Raw genomic sequence first — 19,070 nt, 5'->3', positions numbered from 1 at the left:
AATTATTCACATGAAAAATTAGGATACATAGGGATCAGGACAAACATCTCTTGAATGCCAGACTTTTATAATGAGCTGCTTATGCCGACAATTTCAGAAAAAATCCAGCATATCCAACAACAATTACATTCTGAAAATCACGACATCGCTGTAGGTTTACTCAGTCAGCTGAATGTCGCCGATCAGGCGCGCATTTTAAGTCGTTTAGATGCTCGGCAACAGGCCCGAATTTTAAGGGAACTGAATGAACCAAGCTTGGTCTATGCTTTTATGCCCCTAGGGCAGCAGTTAAACGTGGCACAGCACTTATCTATTTCAGAACTTGTTCCCATTCTGGATGCAATGCCTTCTGATGATTTTGTCGATATTTATAAGCAGTTTTCGCCGCCGCTACAGCTGCAATTGATGAGCGCATTATCTGAAGAATCCCAGCAGACACTCAAAGATCTGGCCATCTATCCGGAAGGTACAGCGGGTGCCATGATGAGCTCACGTTTTGTGACGCTCTCACCCGATTTAACCATGGGTGAAGCGATACAGGCTTTACGTGTAGTGGCCGCCGGGCAGGAAACCCTGTATCTGATATATATTGTCGATGCAGAAAAACGGCTGATCGGTGTGATTTCCTTAAGGCAGATCATACAGGCCTTACCTGAGCTGAGCATTGCCGAGGTGATGCAAAGCGAAGTGATTTCTGCCCAAGTAACAGATGATCAGGAAATTGTGGCTAGAGCCTTGGCCTATTATGATTTTATTGCCCTACCTGTGGTTGATGCGCAGCAAAAACTCTTAGGGATTGTCACCTATGACGATGCTATGGACATTGTCGAAGCCGAAACTACGGAAGATATTTTAAAGTCGGGTGCAGTGACGCCGTTGACTGAAATGAGCCTTAAAACTGCCCCGATTTTGACCCTGTATCAGAAGCGGGTCTTTTGGCTGGTCATTCTGGTTTTTGGCAGTCTGCTCTCTGGAATCGGCATTGCACACTTTGAAGAGATCATTGCCGCACATATCGTGCTGGTATTTTTCTTGCCGCTTTTGGTGGGGAGTGGCGGGAATGCCGGTTCGCAATCAGCCACCTTGATGGTGCGTGCCTTGGCCACAGGCGATGTCGAGTTCAAGGACTGGTTTAACCTGCTCAGTCGCGAATCGCTGGTGGCGCTGTGCCTAGGCGGCACTATGGCGATTGCGGTATCCATTCTGGGTTATATTCGGGGAGATATCATGGTAGCTGTGGTGCTGGCCATCAGTATGCTCGGGATTGTATTGATGGGCTGCCTGATCGGCATGAGTCTGCCTTTTATTTTAAATAAACTCAAACTTGATCCTGCCAGTGCTTCGGCGCCGTTGGTGACTTCTATCTGCGATGCTACCGGTGTGATTCTGTATTTATTCGTTGCTTCCAAATTATTGTTTTAATTCACAGATTGATACATCAGCGTAGAAAAAATACTTTATGCTCAAGAAAATCAGCATCATTTCTGGAATAACCTATGCCTGAGCCTGGACAAAAACCAAAACTAAGCCAACAAGAGGTGATACGTCTGGAACGTGATCTGGCCAAGTTTGCCAATATGATGGACTCCGTGGTGCGTATTCCGTTTACCAAGCAAGGAGTAGGGGCAGACGCGGCTTTAAGTACGATTCCGGTTGCGGGAGATATTGCCGGTTTTGTATTGACCTGTTATGCCATTCATAAGGCCAAACAGATCGGGGTGCCGAGTGCCAAACTCAATCCAGTGATGAAGATGGCGGCGATCGATGCGGTAGTAGGATTTATTCCGGTGGCGGGCACGGTCTTTGATATTTTTATCCGGCCCAGTCGCAAGGCACTCGATGTCGTACACTTGCATATTCGTGAGGAATATCAGATTAGCAGTGACCGGCATGTGGTGCATCCATTTTTGCATGAAAGTCTGGAGCGCAAACAACAGCAATCTGCATTCTGGCGCAATCCCGTGGTGGCCTGGATCTGGATTCACATCCCCGATATTTTAGGCACTTTATTCCTGATTTTATTTGTTATCGCGATCGGGTGGGGTGCTGTGGCGCTGTATCAATGGTTCAGCCAATGATAGGTCAGCTAAAGAATAATTAAATCCAATAAAAAAGCCTGCAATAGCAGGCTTTTTTTGAATCAAAACTAAAGTTTTACTTAAGCACAATCAAGTTGTTGCAATGCAGCGACACGCTGTTCGATGCTTGGATGTGTCTGGAACAATGCAGCAAGGCTAAAGCCTTCTTCTTTACCCGCAGAAATCGCAAATGCTTTCATTTCTTTCGGCATGGCATCTGGCATTTCAGATTCTGCCTGTAAGCGCAGTAATGCTGAAATCATAGCTTGTTTACCTGCCAGACGTGCGCCTGCTTCATCAGCACGGTATTCACGGTGACGAGAGAACCACATCACAATCGACGACGCCAAGATACCGAACACGATATCCAGCACAATGGTAATTACGAAATAGGCAATACCCGGAGCTTCACCTTCTTCACGACCAAAGACATTGCGATCAATAAAATCACCTGCGACACGTGCGAAGAACATTACAAAGGCGTTCACCACACCCTGGATCAGGGCAAGAGTCACCATATCGCCATTGGCAACGTGACCGATTTCATGCGCCAATACAGCACGAAGTTCGTCTTTGTTCATACGCTCAAGCAAGCCAGTTGATACCGCAACGAGAGCATCATTTTTGTTCCAGCCGGTGGCAAAGGCATTCGACTGGTAAGAGGGGAAAATACCCACTTCCGGCATTTTAATGCCTGCACGCTGAGAAAGTTGTGCAACTTCTTGGAGCAACCAGGCTTCAGCTTGGTTACGAGGTGCATTCGGGTCAATCAGTTCAGTACCCGTGGTCTTTTTCGCCATCCATTTAGACATGAACAGGGAAATCATTGAGCCGACCATACCGAACACAAAACAGATGACCAACAGGTTGCCTAGATTCAAGCCACCTGCGCCATGGTAACTACCGACACCGAAGAGTGACAAGATAATGCCAGCTACAACCAGTACCGCGAGGTTGGTTAGCAAGAACAAACCAATCCGCATCATTGAGAAATCCTCTTATTACAGAAAAATAATCTGATTATTAAATGTAAATCATTGAAATCAATATGCGGTGAAATCGAGAAGAATTCAAGGAAAAAATAGCATTTGGCTACAAAAAACACAGGATATTCTTTGTACAAATAAAAACATAGGTCTTTAAAAACAAAGCTGTTTAGGAATTATTCACTTAAATATATTTTTGCAGATGCTGACGCATTGGCGGTGGCATAAGAGCCTGCCGGTGCATCGGTGAAACTGCCATCCGCTTGAGCAATGATCTGACGCTGATAATTGGCAGCCTGAATATTGGAAGCTGTGGTGGTTCCAGTCGAATAATTGTCAGAACTGGCAATCACACGGCCAGTATCAGAAGATGCTGTATAGGCAGCACTATGATTACCTAGACCTTGAGCATATAGGTTCTGATAACGGCTGCTGACACGACGGACATAGTCCTGAGTTTCACGAAACGGTGGTACGCCCTTATATTTAACGACATTACCTTCACCAGCATTATAGCCTGCCAGTGCCAAGGTGGTATTGCCATTAAAGCGTTTTAATAACCAGGCCAGATATTTGGCACCTGCCATAATATTCTGCTGCGGGTCATAAGCATTGCTGACATTAAAACGACGGGCAGTCGCCGGCATAAGTTGCATTAAGCCCTGTGCACCGACTGGAGAGCGTGCCTGTACATTAAAACCGGATTCGGTATGCATCACAGCTTTAATCAAGCCTTCAGATACACCATAGGTTTGTGCTGCCTGACGGATGATCGAGTCATAGGCATTTTTATTTCTACTATAGCTAGGCAATACCGAGGCTTCACTCGAGCCCCAGTTGCTATAACTGTGAATATTGCTGTCTGGATAATAGGTTTTCTTTTCTACCTGTAGATGATTATAGCGACTTTTCTTATTAGTCAATAAAGTACTGCCATTACTGTCGCGTAATTGATAGATCGTTTGACCAGCATAAGCAAAATGACAACAGCTTGCCAATAGCAAACCACTGATCCCATAACGCCCCAAAACATGCACATTTATTTTCATTGTTTATATTAAGTAAACACAAGCGAGAAAAATTTAATAAAGAGTTTAACAAAAAATTACGGAATGAAAAGACTTGTGCGCTGCATTTATAAACGAGTTTGTAAATGCAAGTCATTTTTTACATTTTAGCGATAGAAAAAAAAATATGATTTAATTTAAAACCTTAGGCTTGACAGGGTTAACTATTTGATTTTTATTAATAATTAAATTGATCAAAAAATGATCAATTCAAAGAAAAGCCTTATCTTTTGAGCCGGACAAGTTGTCAAGTCTGTTTCAATCCACAAAGTTATCCACAGCTTTTGTGGACAACTGTGGAAAAGTCCAAAAGATAAGCATCTTGACTAAAAAATGAACGCAATCGTTCAATATATCAATCTAAATAAAACATGAAAATGAAACTAATAAGACATTTTCATGAAAATAAATTCTTTTGATGCGATAGCGGTCTGAATCGGCTAAAATTGCGCGGTATTTTTTTTATGGGTTAATCTCGTCTATGTACTCGCCAGTTGAGTCCGAACAAGGATTTAATTTCAAACCTGAACTGCCAACAAGCTCAGCCTACTACCGTTTGTTGAAGAAGCTTCGCCGCCAGGTCGGACATGCCATTCGTGACTTCAAGATGATTGAAGAAGGCGATAAGGTCATGGTGTGTATTTCTGGTGGTAAAGACAGTTATACCCTGTTGGATATCCTGCTACAGTTCAAGCGCATCGCACCGATCAATTTCGATGTAGTGGCTGTGAATCTGGATCAGAAACAGCCAGGCTTCCCTGAAGATGTTCTGCCGCGTTATTTAGAAGAAAATAACATTCCGTATTACATTCTGGAAAAAGACACCTACAGCATTACCAAAAAACTGACGCCAGAAGGCAAAACCTATTGTGCAGTCTGTTCGCGTTTGCGTCGTGGTTCTTTATACGGTTTTGCGCAGGAAATTGGCGCGACCAAAGTTGCTTTAGGCCATCATCGTGATGATATCTTGGCGACTTTCTTCCTGAACCTGTTCCATGGCGGCAGCTTGAAAGCTATGCCACCAAAACTGTTGTCTTCAGACAAAAAGAACATTCTGATTCGCCCACTGGCCTATGTGGAAGAAAAAGACATCATCAAATATGCAGAAATGCGTCAATTTCCAATTATTCCATGTAATTTATGTGGCTCTCAGGACAACCTGCAGCGCGCAATTATCAATGACATGTTACGTGATTGGGATAAAGCACATCCAAAACGTCTGCACAGCATTTTTGGCGCATTGCAAAATGTTTCGCCATCGCAGCTGGTCGATCGTGAATTATTTGATTTTGAAGTGCTGGACAGCCAGCGTGAATTCGACTTCAAAGGCGGTGATTCAACTGAAGAAGCTGTGGAAGGCGAGAACCGTCGGATCAATATGGTCAATCTGGGCTTTGCTGCAGACTAATTTTAGAACGTGTAGACATCAGCCTGCGGGTTGATGTCTGCTTATAAACATAAATAAAAATAGAACTACAAAAATTGAACGGCGCGTACAAAATTCGTTAGCCTTTGCGCTAATGATCATGATATAACAAAGCACAAGCATAATAGCTTCAACATGATGTCGTCTGGATAGTCGACACAAATGAACAAATAATTTGAGGAAAGATCATGCCTGCTTTTTTAACTGATGATTGGTTTTCAACTGTAGAAACTCTAACTGCGCAAGCTGGCGATTTGAATTTGCCACCAGCTTTGGCGAACCTTGCGATTAATTTGGTTGTAGCGGACACTACAGGTAATACTGAACTATCTTTAGATAGTGGGGCAATCAAAAAAGGTTTGTCTTCAAATGCCAAAACCACGCTGAATATGGATGGCGAAACTCTACGTAAAGTTTTCCTGGAGTTTGATATGGCGGCTGCGATGCAGGCCTTCATGACAGGTAAAATCAAAGTACAGGGTGATATGTCACAATTGATGGCACTTCAGACTGCAAAACCAAGTCAGGAACAAAAAGATTTGTTCAAGAAAGTACTTGAAAATACCACGGCTTAATTCTGCTAAAACATTAGCCTGAATGAAGACGAAAAAAGCTTACCCTGAGGTAAGCTTTTTTTATGGCATTTTGATTAATGCTAAGGTTTTAGCTTAGATATTCACCAATTGTGGTGTGGTCTTGATATGCTCCAGATAAGCACGAATACGGGTCACATATTGCACCGCTTGACGGTAACGACCATTATTGGCTTTATTCTGATCCAGATAGGCATATAAGTTCACCCAGTTATTCGGGTTCTTGCCTTGCGACTGAATGCGCTTTTGCAACTGATTCACTGCACCTGGACCCATATTATAAGCCACCAGTGCAAACCAGTTCCGATCTGGAAAAGGAATATGATCATAGCGACTAAGCATTTGATCATAATACTTGGCGCCACCCTGAATACTTTGAGCCGGATCGGTACGGTTACTCACGCCCATGGCTTTTGCTGTACTGTTGGTCAGCATCATCAAACCACGCACACCCGTCGGAGAAACTGAATTCGGTTTCAGATAAGATTCCTGATAACCAATGGCCGCCAGTAAATGCCAATCCAGGTCATACTGCTGCGCTGTCTGTTTAAAACTCGCTTCATAGATCGGCAGACGGTTGTTCAAATCACGTTGAATGGTGGTCCAAGATTCCTCTTTCACGACATTCTGATTATAAAATGAAGCAAGCTGCTTAATGGCACCACTTTGTTTGCCTTTGCAGACAAAAGCACTGGCCGTCTGGCTCAAAGGATCTGTAGCAGATTTAAACACCAGATTTAAATTGGTATTCAAGCCATTACTCGACAGAATTGATTCATCGCCACAAGTGGCCGAGAACGACGTCAAACGCTTGTTTTCAATGGTGCGTATATCAGTAGTCGTCATAGCCAGATTGGCTTTACCCTGAGCAACCCACTGTAGGGCAGTCTGATTATCAGGAACGATTTTAAAATCGAGTTTTACATTCAGATTGTTAGCATAGTTACGAACCAGATCATAACCGAAGCCATGCAGATGTTGTCCATCCTGGAATACAGTAGTCGGATTTTCAACCGCAACCACGGTCAACTTATTGCTATTGACCACATGATCAAACTGAAGTGTGGTCTTACTTGCATTGATACTGTGTAGGGGAATAAATGCAGTGCTCAGTACAAGTGCTTTCAAAGGGAGAGAAGAAATTACAGATCTTAGGCAAAGCCTCGACCCAGTGGATGAACTACTGTGCATGTTGTCTCCGCTACAAGTAATTTATGCCCTAAAAATCACAGCCAACAAAGCCAGAAATTTTAACAGTTTGATAAATTCAATAAGGGTTGGGCAGTCATGACGTCATTCAAAATGACAAGAGATTTAAAGATAATTATGTAGAAAAACTACATAGATTAAAAATTAAGCATTTCCGGAAGTTGGTGGCATATTAATGATCTGAAAAACGATTGTCAAATTTTGTACACAAATTATTTTTAAAAATAATTTTAAGATATTGAAATATAAAGTTAATTTTTTTGGAATTTTACCATTGTGTTAAAGTGGTAAATAAAATAAGCTGTTTGTAAGTTAAAACACTGAAAATTTGATCAGCAAGACGTATGAAATCCAACTTAATCACCCGTGCTGGACACGATAAATTGGTGGCAGAACTTAAGAATCTCTGGCATGAAGAACGTCCTGAAATTACCAAAAAAGTGAACTGGGCAGCCAGTCTTGGCGACCGTTCTGAAAACGCAGACTACCAATATAACAAGCAAATTTTGCGTAAAATTGATCGACGGGTCAGGTATCTCGGCAAGCGCCTCGAAGAACTGAAAATCATCGATTTTTCCCCGGAGCAGGAAGGAAAAGTTTATTTTGGTGCCTGGGTGGACATTGAAAATGAAGAAGGTGAACAAAAAACTTTACGCATTGTCGGTGTAGATGAAATTTATGATCATCATCCGCAGCATATTTCGATCAGTTCGCCGATGGCACGCGCGTTATTGGGCAAGCAGGTCGATGATGAAGCCGAAGTAGTGACTCCCTCCGGCAAGAAACTCTGGTTCATCAATTCAATTCGTTATGAAAAGCCAGAAAATTCAGCAGATTAATATAATTGATTTTATTTTGTGCAGTTGATGCAGCGAAAGCATAAAAATATTTGCCAAGCGTGATTTTTGTTTATATCATGTCGGCCATGGAAGCGTGGCAGAGCGGTTTAATGCACCGGTCTTGAAAACCGACGAGGGTGTGAGTCCTCCGTGAGTTCGAATCTCACCGCTTCCGCCAAATTTTAAAAACCCCAGTCGAAAGATTGGGGTTTTTCTTTTTAGGCTGCAGATCTTGAATATTAAATTCTTCAGTCCTGAACTTAATTCATAAAATCTTGAAAAATGGACGTATCGGCCAAATATAGAGTCAGAGGCGTCAACGCGCTATCATACGCCCAAGCATCATATGGATCTCATTATGAAAATTGTCGCAGATGAAAATCTGGCATTTACCGATTATTTCTTTTCCGAATTTGGTGACATTCAACATTGTGCAGGGCGAACCTTAAGCGCAGATGATGTCAAAGATGCCGATAGCCTGTTGGTACGTTCAGTGACTCAGGTCAATGAAGTACTGCTACAGAATAGTTCGATTAAATTTGTGGGTAGTGCCACCATTGGCACAGATCATTTGGATATTGCTGCATTAGAACAGCATGGGATTCAATGGAGTAATGCAGCCGGCTGTAATGCGCAAGCAGTGGCTGAATATGTGATTACCGCGTTATTGCAGGTGCGTCCTGAATTACTCGATGCCAATGCGACATTTACCTTGGGTATTGTCGGTTTGGGTAATGTTGGAACCCGACTGGTCTACATGGCGAAGCTCTTGGGCTGGCGCGTGATTGGCTATGATCCTTTGGTGAAAAGAGAGCAGGTTGATCAAGTTGAATTTCATGAATTATTACAGCAGGCGGATGCAATTTCGATTCATGTCCCTTTAACTACAACAGGCGCATATCCGACTTATCATTTATTCAATGCTGCTGCATTGGCACAAATGCAGCCTGACGCAATCCTGATTAATTCAGCACGTGGGCCTGTTATTGAAGAGGCCGCGCTGATCCAGGATATACAGGCGACACATCGCACCGCGATTTTGGATGTTTTTGAGCATGAGCCGGTGATTTCAGCAGAACTTCTGGATCTGGTCACCTTGGTGACTCCGCATATTGCCGGCTATAGCCTAGAAGGCAAGGCACGTGGTACCCAGATGATCTATGAGGCTTTTTGTCAAACTTTCGGTTTTGCAGCTAATAAACAGTTTGAAACCCAGCTGCCTGTCTGTGAGCAGTTTTTTCAGGGACAGGATTTGAAAATGGCATTGCAAGGGCATTTGACGCAAATTTATGATATTGCTCGTGATGATGCCAATCTACGTGCCTGTCTCAAAGAAAGGGTGGTGGATCAGCAGGCATTTGATCATTTACGTAAAACCTACCCACTACGTCGTGAGTGGGCAGCACACGGTGGGCCGAAGGCATGACAATGACGTATCAACCCACTTGTGACCTTCAAGCCATGCATGCGCGTGCGAATTTATATCGTCAAATCCGTCAGTTTTTCGCTGAGCGCGATGTCTTAGAGGTGGAAACACCGATTTTGTCTCAAGCCGGTGTGACCGATGTGCATTTAGCTTCGGTACAGGCACAGCGCTATGTGCTGGGTAAAGTGCATACACATTATTTGCACACCTCACCTGAATTTGCCATGAAGCGCTTATTGGCCAGTGGCTCTGGACCCATTTATCAAATCTGTAAAGTCTTCCGTGATGATGAACATGGGCGTAAGCACAATAGCGAATTCACCATGCTGGAATGGTATCGTCCGGGATTTAGTTTAAAAGATTTGATGTTTGAAGTATCTGATCTGTTGAATGTGACCTTGAAAGCACGTTTTGGCGAAATACGTCCGACCATTTTGAGTTATAAGCACGCGTTCATGGATCGTCTGGATCTCAATCCGCTTCAGGCAACTTTACAGGAATTGAAAGATTGCTGCCGCCGCGTTGGTCTTAATCTGGATCTGGGAAATGACCGTCTTGGCTATATCGACTTGTTATTTTCACATATGGTTGAACCGAGTCTGGGGTTTGATACCGCAGTATTCCTGACCGATTTCCCCCCTGAAATGGCTTCTTTGGCCAAAACCCGAATCGATGAAGAGGGTGAACTGGTCGCCGCACGTTTTGAGCTGTATATCGAAGGTTTAGAATTGGCCAATGCTTATGATGAACTGATTGATGCTGACGTATTACGTTCGCGCTTTGAGGCAGATAATGCTGAACGAGCCAAACTTAGCTTGCATGTCATGCCCATCGATGAATATTTACTGGCGGCTTTACCGAAGATGCCGGAATGTTCAGGGATTGCCTTGGGAATTGACCGTTTATTGATGATTGCAACTAATCAAATGAAACTGGAAAAGGTGATTACTTTTCCGGCAGATATTTCCTGATCCAGCGAATTAGATAGTTTTAATTCCTTTTTTGATAAAGAGAAATTAAGCTATAAAAAAAGCACCCGAAGGTGCTTTTTTTATTATTCAATTGTTGCGGTTTGTTGTGCTTTAAGCTCACCAAGTGCCTGAATCCGTCGTTCAATCAGCATTTCGCCAATATCCGGTCCCTGAATATCGGCAGGCAGGTCTTGTGCCTTGATGGCACGTACGGTCTGCATTGCATCAAGGACGTATTGGGCTTGTGGATAAGCACGATCTTCCAGACCTAGACGGCCACGTGAATCACATTCACACGCCTGAACAAAAGCTTCGACACGTTCAGGGCGACGTAACACATCCAGACGTTGCAATAATCGCCATAAGGTTCCCGGCTTAAGATTGAAGGCCTGATGGCATTTCAGATGCTCTTTGCACACAGCCAAAGCCAGCTGCTTGGTATACGTCGGCACTTTTAAACGGTCACACAGGTCATTCACTGGCTTGATGCCTCGCTCTTCATGCATGATATGTCGCGGTAATTCTTCAAGCGGCGTCAAAGCTTTTCCTAAGTCATGCACTAAAACGGCAAAACGTACATCCAGACTATAATTTTGACGACACGCCTGCTGCAAGGACATCATGGTGTGAATGCCACAGTCAATTTCCGGATGATATTCAGGGCGCTGTGGAATGCCATATAAGGCATCAATCTCAGGGAAGAGTACCTTTAAAGCACCACATTGACGTAATACTTCAAAATACACATCAGCATGACGTTCCGATAATGCACGGGAAGTTTCTTTCCAGACGCGTTCCGGTGTCAATGCATTTAATTCACCGGTTTCAGTCAAGCGTTGCATTAACGCCAAAGTTTCATCGGCAATCACAAAACCTGCACTCGTATAACGGGCAGCAAAACGGGCTATTCGCAGTACGCGCAATGGATCTTCGATAAAGGCATCGGAAACATGACGTAGAATCCGGTTTTCCAGATCCTGTTGACCGCCATAAGGGTCATAAACCTGGCCGGCATCATCCATGGCCATGGCATTAATGGTCAGATCGCGACGAATCAGATCCTGCTCTAGCGTAACGCTGACATCGGTATAAAACTCAAAACCATGATAACCGGCGCTAGATTTACGTTCGGTACGCGCCAGTGCATATTCTTCTTTTGTTTGGGGATGTAGAAAAACAGGGAAATCTTTGCCTACGGGCTGATAGCCTAAGTCAAGCATTTGCGCGGGGGTTGCACCAACGACTACATAATCTTTTTCGTGATAGGGGTGTCCGAGCAAATGATCTCGAACTGCGCCGCCTACTAAATAAACTTGCATGAAAAAACCTCTATTCTTACAAGCATCATGCTACAGAATAGAGGTTTTCTCAAGTTAAGAAACGAGGCTGATGCGTCGTTATCTTGTCATTGGCTTAAAGTGCATCTTGTTCTGCTTGCTGGATTTCAGCAACAGTCAGTGCAGTCATGTTGATCACACGGCGCGTGGTCGCAGTCGGCGTCAAAATGTGGACAGGTTTCGCAGCACCCAACAGAATTGGACCAATCGTTACGTTGTTGCCTGAAGTTGCCTTTAACAGGTTAAACGAGATATTGGCAGCATCCAGATTTGGCATGATCAGCAAGTTTGCAGAGCCTTTGAAACGTGAATTCGGGAATGCAAACTGACGAATGTTTTCATCCAGAGCAGCATCACCGTGCATTTCACCTTCAACTTCCAGCTCAGGCGCAATTTCAGACAGGATGTCATATACCTTACGCATTTTTTGCGCGCTGGCATCATGCTGGTCTGAACCGAAACTTGAGTGAGACAGCAGGGCAATACGTGGTGTCATACCAAAACGGCGAACTTCTTCAGCGGCCAGAATGGTCATTTCAGCCAGCTGTTCAGCTGTTGGATTGGTGTTGACATAGGTATCGGCAATGAACAAGTTACGGTCTTCAAGCATCAAGGCATTTAGGGTAAAGAAGGTATTATGACCATCTTTCTTGCCAATGATGTTGCTGACGAAGTCCAGGTGAATGTCATAGCTTGAATACGTACCACACAGCATACCATCTGCCATGCCATGTTTCACAAGCATCGCTGCGATCAGGGTAGAGCGGCGACGTGCTTCACGCTGTGCGTATTCAGGCGTTACACCCTTGCGCTGCATGATGTTGTAGTAATCATCTGCAAACATTTCATAGTTCGGGTTCTTTTCCTGATCAACAATCGTGATATTCACGCCATCTTCAAGACGTAGGCCCAACTTTTTGATGTTGGCTTCAATTACAGCTGGACGACCCACTAAAATTGGAATTGCCAAACCATCATCTACCGCGATTTGAACTGCGCGAAGTACACGCAGGTCTTCACCTTCCGCATAGGCAATACGTTTAGGATCAGATTTAGCCTGTTCAAAAATTGGTTTCATCATGAATGCAGAGTTGTAGACAAACTCAGACAAACGTTGACGATAATGCGAGAAATCTGTGATTGGACGTGTTGCCACGCCCGAATCCATGGCTGCTTGTGCAACAGCAGGGGCAATCTCTAGGATCAAGCGTTGATCCAGTGGACCCGGAATCAGGTATTCACGGCCAAATGATGCTGATTTTTCACCATAAGTCGCCGCATCAGCCTCAACGTGTGCCATACGCGCGATCGCGTGGACACAGGCAATTTTCATTTCTTCGTTAATGGTGGTTGCGCCAACGTCCAGCGCACCACGGAAGATGTACGGGAAGCACAGTGCGTTATTCACCTGGTTCGGATAGTCAGAACGACCAGTCGCCATGATCACGTCATCACGAACTTCATGCGCATGTTCAGGCAGAATTTCTGGATCCGGGTTCGCCAAGGCAAAGATGATCGGATCTTCAGCCATGACCTTGACCATTTCTTTGGTCAAAATGCCCGCAGCAGAAAGACCAAGGAACATGTCTGCACCTGAAATCACGTCACCAAGCTGAGTAGCTTCAATGTCTTGTACATAGGCTTTCTTAGATTCATCCAGGCCTTCGCGATGTGTAGTCAGCAGACCGCGTGAATCGGCAACGATGATGTTCTCTTTTTTAGCACCCAGAGCGCAAAGCAGATTTAAACAAGAAAGTGCAGCAGCACCCGCGCCTGAAGCCACGATCTTGATGTCTTCAATTTTTTTACCGTTGATTTGTAACGCGTTGAGGAGCGCAGAACCGACAATAATCGAAGTACCGTGCTGATCATCATGGAATACTGGAATATTCATGCGTTCACGCAATTTTTGCTCGATATAGAAACACTCTGGCGCCTTGATATCTTCAAGGTTAATCCCGCCAAAAGTCGGTTCTAATGCAGCTACAATATCCACAATTTTGTCTGGATCATTTTCAGCAATTTCGATATCGAATACATCAACGCCAGCGAATTTTTTGAATAATACGCCTTTACCTTCCATCACTGGTTTAGAAGCCAAAGGACCAATATTACCCAAGCCAAGCACGGCAGTACCGTTGGTCACTACAGCAACCAGGTTGCCACGAGCCGTATACAATGCAGCAGTTGAAGGATCGCGTTCAATCTCAAGACATGGTGCAGCTACGCCAGGCGAGTAAGCAAGGGCCAAGTCACGTTGGTTGACCAATTGTTTGCTTGGTGTAACGCTGATTTTCCCCGGGGTAGGAAACTCGTGATAGTAAAGGGCCTGTTGCTTTAAAGATTGTTCGTCCATCAGTCTCTCGATCGTTGTAAAGATTACCCGGTCAGCGGGCAAAGAATTTATTTATGTTCCTGAATATACCATTTGTTAGCCAGTTCGGACAGACAAAGACGGCCGTTTTTCCAACAAACTTATTGTGGTGGGGTATGGACTTAGACTTGGGGTATATAAGTCTGATGCGTCTTGTCTCGCACTAAATAAGCGGTTGCATCCTGCTCAGGAAGCGGTTTGGAAAATAAGTAGCCTTGGGCAATATCACAGTCTAAATCACGTAAATATTCTAGCTGCTCTTCGGTCTCGATGCCTTCCGCGACCACGGTCATGCCCATGGCTTTACCCATGGCCACCATGGCACTGACAATGGCTGCCTGCTTGTTTTCCCCAATCTTGCAAACAAAACTGCGATCAATTTTTAAGGTATCAATCGGGAAATCAGTAAGATAGGAGAGGGAAGAATAACCTGTGCCGAAATCATCTACGGCAATATGAATATGTCGCTGTTTGATTTCATTCAGCAGGTTTTTGACCGCTTCCGAATTTTCAATTAAAGAAGATTCGGTAATTTCCAGCTCCAGGCTGGCGCCAGAAATCTGGTTGTCTGCAATGGCCTGATCCAGATCATCGAGCAATTGACCACGGCGCAATTGCTGCGCCACGATATTGACTGATACACAAATATGATTAAAGCCCAGATCATTCCATTGGCGAATCTGTTTAGCGGCCTGCTGGATCACCAGACGGCCAATGTCTGAAATCAGGCTGGTCTGTTCCGCTAACGGTATAAATAGGCCTGGTGCAATAATGCCTTTTTCTGGATGGTTCCAGCGAATCAGCGCTTCAAAGCCATAAATGCTTTGATCGCTAAAATTGATTTTAGGCTGATAATAGACAATCAGCTCATTATTCTGGATCGCTTTACGCAAATCCCGTTCCAGAAAAACTCCTTTGTTCTGTAATGAATGATTTTCACTGGAATAAAAGTGAATGGTGTTGCCACCGAGATTTTTGGCTTCATTCAATGCCTGTTCGGCGCAGTTATTTAAATAATCCAGCTGACGGCCATGATCAGGATAGAATGCCACGCCCATGGACAGGGTAATCACATGATCCTGACCGTAAATATTGAATGGTCTGCTAAAGGCCTGAGCGATGCGTTCACAATGGTGTTGAACTGAAGGGCGAATATGTGAGATTTCATAGAGAATCGCAAAATCATCACCATTTAGATGTGCCACAAATAGCGCTTCTGCATTGGTCATCCGCAGCCGCTGCGCCACCTGGCGTAAAAGTTCATCACCGCCGTTATTGGACAGGTATTCATTTAATGGCCGGAAACGGTCGATGTTAAGTCGAATCACAGCCATCTCTTTAATAGAGTCTTTTTGCGAAACCAGATATTGATGTAGCTGATAGTTATAGTAGAAGCGGTTTGGTAAGTCGGTCAGCGTGTCATAATTTTCCAGATAGGACAGGCGCTGTTCCTGTAATTTACGTTCAGTCAGATCCGAGACAATGCCAATATAATGGGTAATCCGGCCTTCATCATCAGTCACGGCATTAATATGCAGCCATAAGGTCGACTCTTTGCCAGACAGAAATTTGGCATAGACCTCTCCATCATAAGAGCCAATCTTTTGAATCTGTTTGACAATATTGGCCTGAAAAGTACGTTGCTGGGATTTATTTTGCACCGCAATATCAAATAAGGATTTACCGATGATCTGGTCACGCTCAAAACCGCTCAGGTATTCGTAGTGAGGATTGACATCGATATAATCCAAATCAGGATTCAGAATGAAAATGCCTTCCGCAGCCTGTTCCAGTACACTGGCCACCAGCTTTAAACGTTCTTGAGACAGACGTTCCTGCTGGATATCACGACGGATCCCGACCATGCGCAAGGGTTTTTTATTTTTAGGATCACGACTGATCACCCGGCCAATATCATGCACCCAACTCCAGCCACCTTCACTGAGCTTGATTCGGTAAGTAGCATCATAGCGTTCAATCTGGCCACGCAGATGCTGTTTCATATTGCGCTTAAAATAGTCCAGATCTTCAGGGTGAATCAGATACTGTAATTGCAGATGGTGATCTTTGGAATCGCGCAGAATCTTTTCGTCTTTATGATTGGTTAAGGTGATGCTGCGCTCTTGAATATTCCAGTCCCATGGCCGAATACCAGCAATTTCATGTGCAAGTTCCAGATTCTGCTGCTGATTTTTCAGGTCATGATTGATCTGTTCAATATCATAGGTACGTTCCCGTACCTTTTGCTCCAGCAATTGATTGCTAAGCTGTAATTGCAGTTCAATATCTTTAGATTTATTGACTTCAGTTTTGAGTTGCTGACACAGTTCATCAGTCCAGTGTACTTGCTGTTCTGCATTTTTCACCAGAATATCATTTTCCGCATACAGACGTGAGGTGCGGCTGTGAATTCGATAACTACTCGTCGCGCACAGCAAAATCACAATCATGGCGAAATTTAAGGCAAGCGCAAAGAACGGATTGGAATGACCTATATGATAAATTTGCGACAGTAAAAAGGGCAGTAAAGAAGGTAGAAATGCCAGGCAGAAATAACTGAGTTTCTGGGTCAGGTAGGTTAAACCGAAAGCTTGGGTAACAATCAGCAACAAGGCAGACAAGGTCAGTGCTTCAATATCTTCAAATGCAGGATTGGCCTGTGGCAAATAATAATAAATCGTAAAAATACCTGCCGCGATACTGATGCCAACAGCCAGACTCTGTATCTGTAACCAGCGATGTGCACTTTTCTGGTTATATTGTTCAGGTTTAAAATACAGCGTACTTACCAGCCAACACATGCTGACCAGAAATTCTGTCAGAATAAACCAGGTATTAAAATACGTATTAGACGGGCTATATTGAATGTGATAAATACAAAAAATATAAAGGCAGATCACCATTATACTGAGCAAAAAATAGCGACTATGACGAAGCGTGTTCGCAATCTGAGCATCATGTAAATGCTGTTGAATATAGTCGTCCTGATTATCAACCATGTGATTCAATGCCTGTATTCATCCTAAACGGTTTTCGTCCTTGTGCATTGTTGTTATAAAAACCCCAGGAAATGTGTGAAATCAATTAATAAGTATTTGTTATTCTTTAGTCGAGATTAGATGTCTTAAAAATAAAAATCAACAAAATTAAAGACAAATTTTTACCCATCCGATGAACTAAAGCACATAATTCAAAATTGACAGGGCAACAACAGGAGCAGTTTCGGTACGTAGTACACGCTCGCCGATACACCAGTTGAGAAAACCTTTCTGGTTTGCGGCACTAATTTCTGCCTCACTCAAGCCACCTTCGGGGCCAATCAGCAGGGCAAGATCTAAAGTCGCATCTGCCAGTACATCTGTTTCATCTTTATTGGGTGCTAAAACCAGTTTGGTGTTCGGAAGTTCAGTATCCAGCCATTTTTCAAGTGACATGGGCGCTAAAATTTCAGGCACAATGTTTAGACCACATTGTTCACAAGCCGCAATAGCAATGCCTTGCCAGTGATCCAGCTTTTTCTGGTCGCGATCATACTTTAAACGCATTTCACAACGATCCGAAGTCAGCAGCTGAATTTCGGAAACGCCCAGTTCGACTGCTTTCTGAATCGCATAATCCATACGGTCGCCTTTACTCATCACCTGACCGAGCAAAGCCTGGAACTTTGGTGTGCGATTGGCAGGATTAAATGCATTGACCGAGACGGTGGCTGATTTTTTAGCAACCTCGGTTAAAGTCACGTCATATTCGCCACCCTGTCCATTGAACAGGGTCGCGCTTTCACCGACTTGCGCGCGTAAAACCTTTACCCAATGATGAAATACAGTTTCCGTAAGCTCAAGGCTGACATCAACAGTTAAATCAGCATCTATATAAAAACGTGGCATTGATCGTTCTACTCAAAAAATCGGTGAAATAAAGGGCTTAAGCTAAACCAAGATCGGTGACTAGCTGACGGGTCGGGTCAGTAGTATTCATGGTGTAAAAATGCAAACTTGGTGCACCACCTGCAAGCAGACGCTCACAGAATTTAACTACAACTTCATGGCCAAAGGCTTTAATGCTGGCAGTATCGTCACCATAAGTTGCCAGTTGCTTACGAATCCAGCGTGGAATCTCAGCGCCAGTACCATCAGCAAAGCGAATCAGATTGCTGGCATTGGTAATTGGCATGATGCCTGGCGCAACTGGAATATCGATTCCTGCTTTCTGGATACGATCTACAAAGTAAAAGTAAGCATCTGGATTGAAGAAGAACTGGGTTAAAGCGGCATTGGCACCGGCCTGAACTTTTTCAACAAAGTGCTGAATGTCTTTGTCAAAGCTTTCTGCCTGTGGATGCATTTCCGGATAAGCTGCGACTTCAATTTTAAAATGATCGCCTGAATGTTCGCGGATAAAGCGAACCAGATCAGCTGCATAAGGTAATTCACCCAAACCCACTTGGCCTGAAGGCAAGTCACCACGCAGGGCAACAATACGGTTAATGCCTTGAGATTTGTACAGGTCTAGAAGTTCAGCAATACGTGCTTTGTCATCGCCAATACAAGACAAGTGAGGGGCAACAGGTGCGCCTTTGCCATTAAAGTCATTGATAGTAGACAGGGTGCGTTCACGAGTGGAACCACCAGCACCATAGGTTACAGAGAAGAACTCTGGATTTAAGAGTTGTAGCTCTTGATGCACAACTTTGAGTTTTTCCGCACCTACATCAGTTTTGGTCGGGAAGAATTCAAATGAAATTGGAATCTGTTTAGACATGTT

At 44.0% G+C, this 19,070-nt stretch carries 15 protein-coding genes and 1 tRNA gene; 8 read left to right on the top strand and 8 right to left on the bottom strand.

What is annotated here, in order from left to right:
* Nucleotides 1-81: 81 nt before the first annotated feature.
* Both mgtE and F890_RS04670 read left to right on the top strand, forming a co-directional pair.
* Nucleotides 82-1,422: a magnesium transporter gene (gene mgtE / locus F890_RS04675; RefSeq protein ID WP_005265853.1), complete on the top strand. Its 1,341-nt coding sequence runs from the start codon at nt 82-84 to the stop codon at nt 1,420-1,422.
* A 74-nt stretch (nt 1,423-1,496) separates the two neighbouring features.
* A complete protein-coding gene (locus tag F890_RS04670) occupies nt 1,497-2,078 on the top strand; it encodes a DUF4112 domain-containing protein (protein ID WP_005265851.1) in 582 nt (193 codons plus the stop codon).
* 80 nt (nt 2,079-2,158) lie between these two features.
* On the opposite strand, the gene htpX is transcribed toward F890_RS04670, so the two are convergent.
* Together htpX and F890_RS04660 are read right to left on the bottom strand one after the other, a co-directional pair.
* A complete protein-coding gene (gene htpX, locus F890_RS04665; RefSeq protein WP_004280540.1) occupies nt 2,159-3,064 on the bottom strand; it encodes a protease HtpX in 906 nt (301 codons plus the stop codon).
* A 176-nt stretch (nt 3,065-3,240) separates the two neighbouring features.
* On the bottom strand, nt 3,241-4,113 hold the full coding sequence (locus F890_RS04660) for a lytic transglycosylase domain-containing protein (protein ID WP_005265850.1): 873 nt from the start codon (nt 4,111-4,113) through the stop codon (nt 3,241-3,243).
* 499 nt (nt 4,114-4,612) lie between these two features.
* On the opposite strand from F890_RS04660, the gene ttcA reads away from it, so the two are divergent.
* Nucleotides 4,613-5,539 carry a tRNA 2-thiocytidine(32) synthetase TtcA gene (gene ttcA, locus F890_RS04655; RefSeq protein WP_004280538.1) on the top strand — a complete coding sequence of 309 codons (927 nt, stop codon included), beginning with the start codon at nt 4,613-4,615 and terminating at the stop codon, nt 5,537-5,539.
* Between the two features lie 206 nt (nt 5,540-5,745).
* Complete coding sequence (locus F890_RS04650) at nt 5,746-6,132, top strand: SCP2 sterol-binding domain-containing protein (protein WP_005265849.1); 387 nt, start codon at nt 5,746-5,748, stop codon at nt 6,130-6,132.
* Nucleotides 6,133-6,225: 93 nt separating this feature from the next.
* On the opposite strand, the gene F890_RS04645 is transcribed toward F890_RS04650, so the two are convergent.
* A complete protein-coding gene (locus tag F890_RS04645) occupies nt 6,226-7,341 on the bottom strand; it encodes an MltF family protein (protein ID WP_004280534.1) in 1,116 nt (371 codons plus the stop codon).
* 362 nt (nt 7,342-7,703) lie between these two features.
* On the opposite strand from F890_RS04645, the gene greB reads away from it, so the two are divergent.
* The 4 genes from greB to epmA all read left to right on the top strand — a co-directional run bounded on the left by greB (nt 7,704) and on the right by epmA (nt 10,595).
* Entirely contained in the window at nt 7,704-8,198 is a 495-nt protein-coding gene (gene greB / locus F890_RS04640; RefSeq protein ID WP_005265847.1) for a transcription elongation factor GreB, read from the top strand.
* A gap of 88 nt (nt 8,199-8,286) precedes the next feature.
* Nucleotides 8,287-8,376: transfer RNA gene (locus F890_RS04635), tRNA-Ser, on the top strand.
* A gap of 180 nt (nt 8,377-8,556) precedes the next feature.
* Nucleotides 8,557-9,624, top strand: coding sequence for a 4-phosphoerythronate dehydrogenase (locus tag F890_RS04630; protein WP_005265845.1), 1,068 nt, complete (start codon nt 8,557-8,559; stop codon nt 9,622-9,624).
* Nucleotides 9,621-10,595 carry an EF-P lysine aminoacylase EpmA gene (gene epmA, locus F890_RS04625; RefSeq protein ID WP_005265844.1) on the top strand — a complete coding sequence of 325 codons (975 nt, stop codon included), beginning with the start codon at nt 9,621-9,623 and terminating at the stop codon, nt 10,593-10,595. The genes F890_RS04630 and epmA overlap by 4 nt, the downstream gene beginning before the upstream one ends.
* Before the next feature lie 83 nt (nt 10,596-10,678).
* Here the strand turns inward: epmA and F890_RS04620 are convergent, their stop codons facing one another.
* The 5 genes from F890_RS04620 to metF all read right to left on the bottom strand — a co-directional run bounded on the left by F890_RS04620 (nt 10,679) and on the right by metF (nt 19,067).
* Nucleotides 10,679-11,914 (bottom strand): multifunctional CCA addition/repair protein, encoded by a 1,236-nt coding sequence (locus tag F890_RS04620; protein WP_005265843.1) that lies wholly within the window; start codon nt 11,912-11,914, stop codon nt 10,679-10,681.
* A gap of 94 nt (nt 11,915-12,008) precedes the next feature.
* Nucleotides 12,009-14,288, bottom strand: coding sequence for an NADP-dependent malic enzyme (locus F890_RS04615; RefSeq protein WP_004645736.1), 2,280 nt, complete (start codon nt 14,286-14,288; stop codon nt 12,009-12,011).
* Between the two features lie 140 nt (nt 14,289-14,428).
* Nucleotides 14,429-17,305: a putative bifunctional diguanylate cyclase/phosphodiesterase gene (locus F890_RS04610; RefSeq protein ID WP_005265842.1), complete on the bottom strand. Its 2,877-nt coding sequence runs from the start codon at nt 17,303-17,305 to the stop codon at nt 14,429-14,431.
* 177 nt (nt 17,306-17,482) lie between these two features.
* Nucleotides 17,483-18,193: a 16S rRNA (uracil(1498)-N(3))-methyltransferase gene (locus tag F890_RS04605; RefSeq protein ID WP_005265841.1), complete on the bottom strand. Its 711-nt coding sequence runs from the start codon at nt 18,191-18,193 to the stop codon at nt 17,483-17,485.
* Nucleotides 18,194-18,230: 37 nt separating this feature from the next.
* Complete coding sequence (gene metF / locus F890_RS04600) at nt 18,231-19,067, bottom strand: methylenetetrahydrofolate reductase [NAD(P)H] (RefSeq protein ID WP_005265840.1); 837 nt, start codon at nt 19,065-19,067, stop codon at nt 18,231-18,233.
* Nucleotides 19,068-19,070: the final 3 nt, after the last annotated feature.

It is taken from the genome of Acinetobacter sp. CIP 64.7 (genome assembly GCF_000369745.1).
In the GTDB taxonomy this organism is placed as follows: Bacteria; Pseudomonadota; Gammaproteobacteria; order Pseudomonadales; family Moraxellaceae; genus Acinetobacter; species Acinetobacter fasciculus.
The sequence above is the reverse complement of the archived record's forward strand: the minus strand, read 5'-3'. Positions and strand labels throughout refer to the sequence as shown.

What these genes read in the sequence shown, in the direction of transcription:
- mgtE (WP_005265853.1), top strand. Translation starts at nt 82, where the DNA reads ATGCCGACAATTTCAGAAAAAATCCAGCATATCCAACAACAATTACAT.
- F890_RS04670 (WP_005265851.1), top strand. Translation starts at nt 1,497, where the DNA reads ATGCCTGAGCCTGGACAAAAACCAAAACTAAGCCAACAAGAGGTGATA.
- htpX (WP_004280540.1), bottom strand. Translation starts at nt 3,064, where the DNA reads ATGATGCGGATTGGTTTGTTCTTGCTAACCAACCTCGCGGTACTGGTT.
- F890_RS04660 (WP_005265850.1), bottom strand. Translation starts at nt 4,113, where the DNA reads ATGAAAATAAATGTGCATGTTTTGGGGCGTTATGGGATCAGTGGTTTG.
- ttcA (WP_004280538.1), top strand. Translation starts at nt 4,613, where the DNA reads ATGTACTCGCCAGTTGAGTCCGAACAAGGATTTAATTTCAAACCTGAA.
- F890_RS04650 (WP_005265849.1), top strand. Translation starts at nt 5,746, where the DNA reads ATGCCTGCTTTTTTAACTGATGATTGGTTTTCAACTGTAGAAACTCTA.
- F890_RS04645 (WP_004280534.1), bottom strand. Translation starts at nt 7,341, where the DNA reads ATGCACAGTAGTTCATCCACTGGGTCGAGGCTTTGCCTAAGATCTGTA.
- greB (WP_005265847.1), top strand. Translation starts at nt 7,704, where the DNA reads ATGAAATCCAACTTAATCACCCGTGCTGGACACGATAAATTGGTGGCA.
- F890_RS04630 (WP_005265845.1), top strand. Translation starts at nt 8,557, where the DNA reads ATGAAAATTGTCGCAGATGAAAATCTGGCATTTACCGATTATTTCTTT.
- epmA (WP_005265844.1), top strand. Translation starts at nt 9,621, where the DNA reads ATGACAATGACGTATCAACCCACTTGTGACCTTCAAGCCATGCATGCG.
- F890_RS04620 (WP_005265843.1), bottom strand. Translation starts at nt 11,914, where the DNA reads ATGCAAGTTTATTTAGTAGGCGGCGCAGTTCGAGATCATTTGCTCGGA.
- F890_RS04615 (WP_004645736.1), bottom strand. Translation starts at nt 14,288, where the DNA reads ATGGACGAACAATCTTTAAAGCAACAGGCCCTTTACTATCACGAGTTT.
- F890_RS04610 (WP_005265842.1), bottom strand. Translation starts at nt 17,305, where the DNA reads ATGGTTGATAATCAGGACGACTATATTCAACAGCATTTACATGATGCT.
- F890_RS04605 (WP_005265841.1), bottom strand. Translation starts at nt 18,193, where the DNA reads ATGCCACGTTTTTATATAGATGCTGATTTAACTGTTGATGTCAGCCTT.
- metF (WP_005265840.1), bottom strand. Translation starts at nt 19,067, where the DNA reads ATGTCTAAACAGATTCCAATTTCATTTGAATTCTTCCCGACCAAAACT.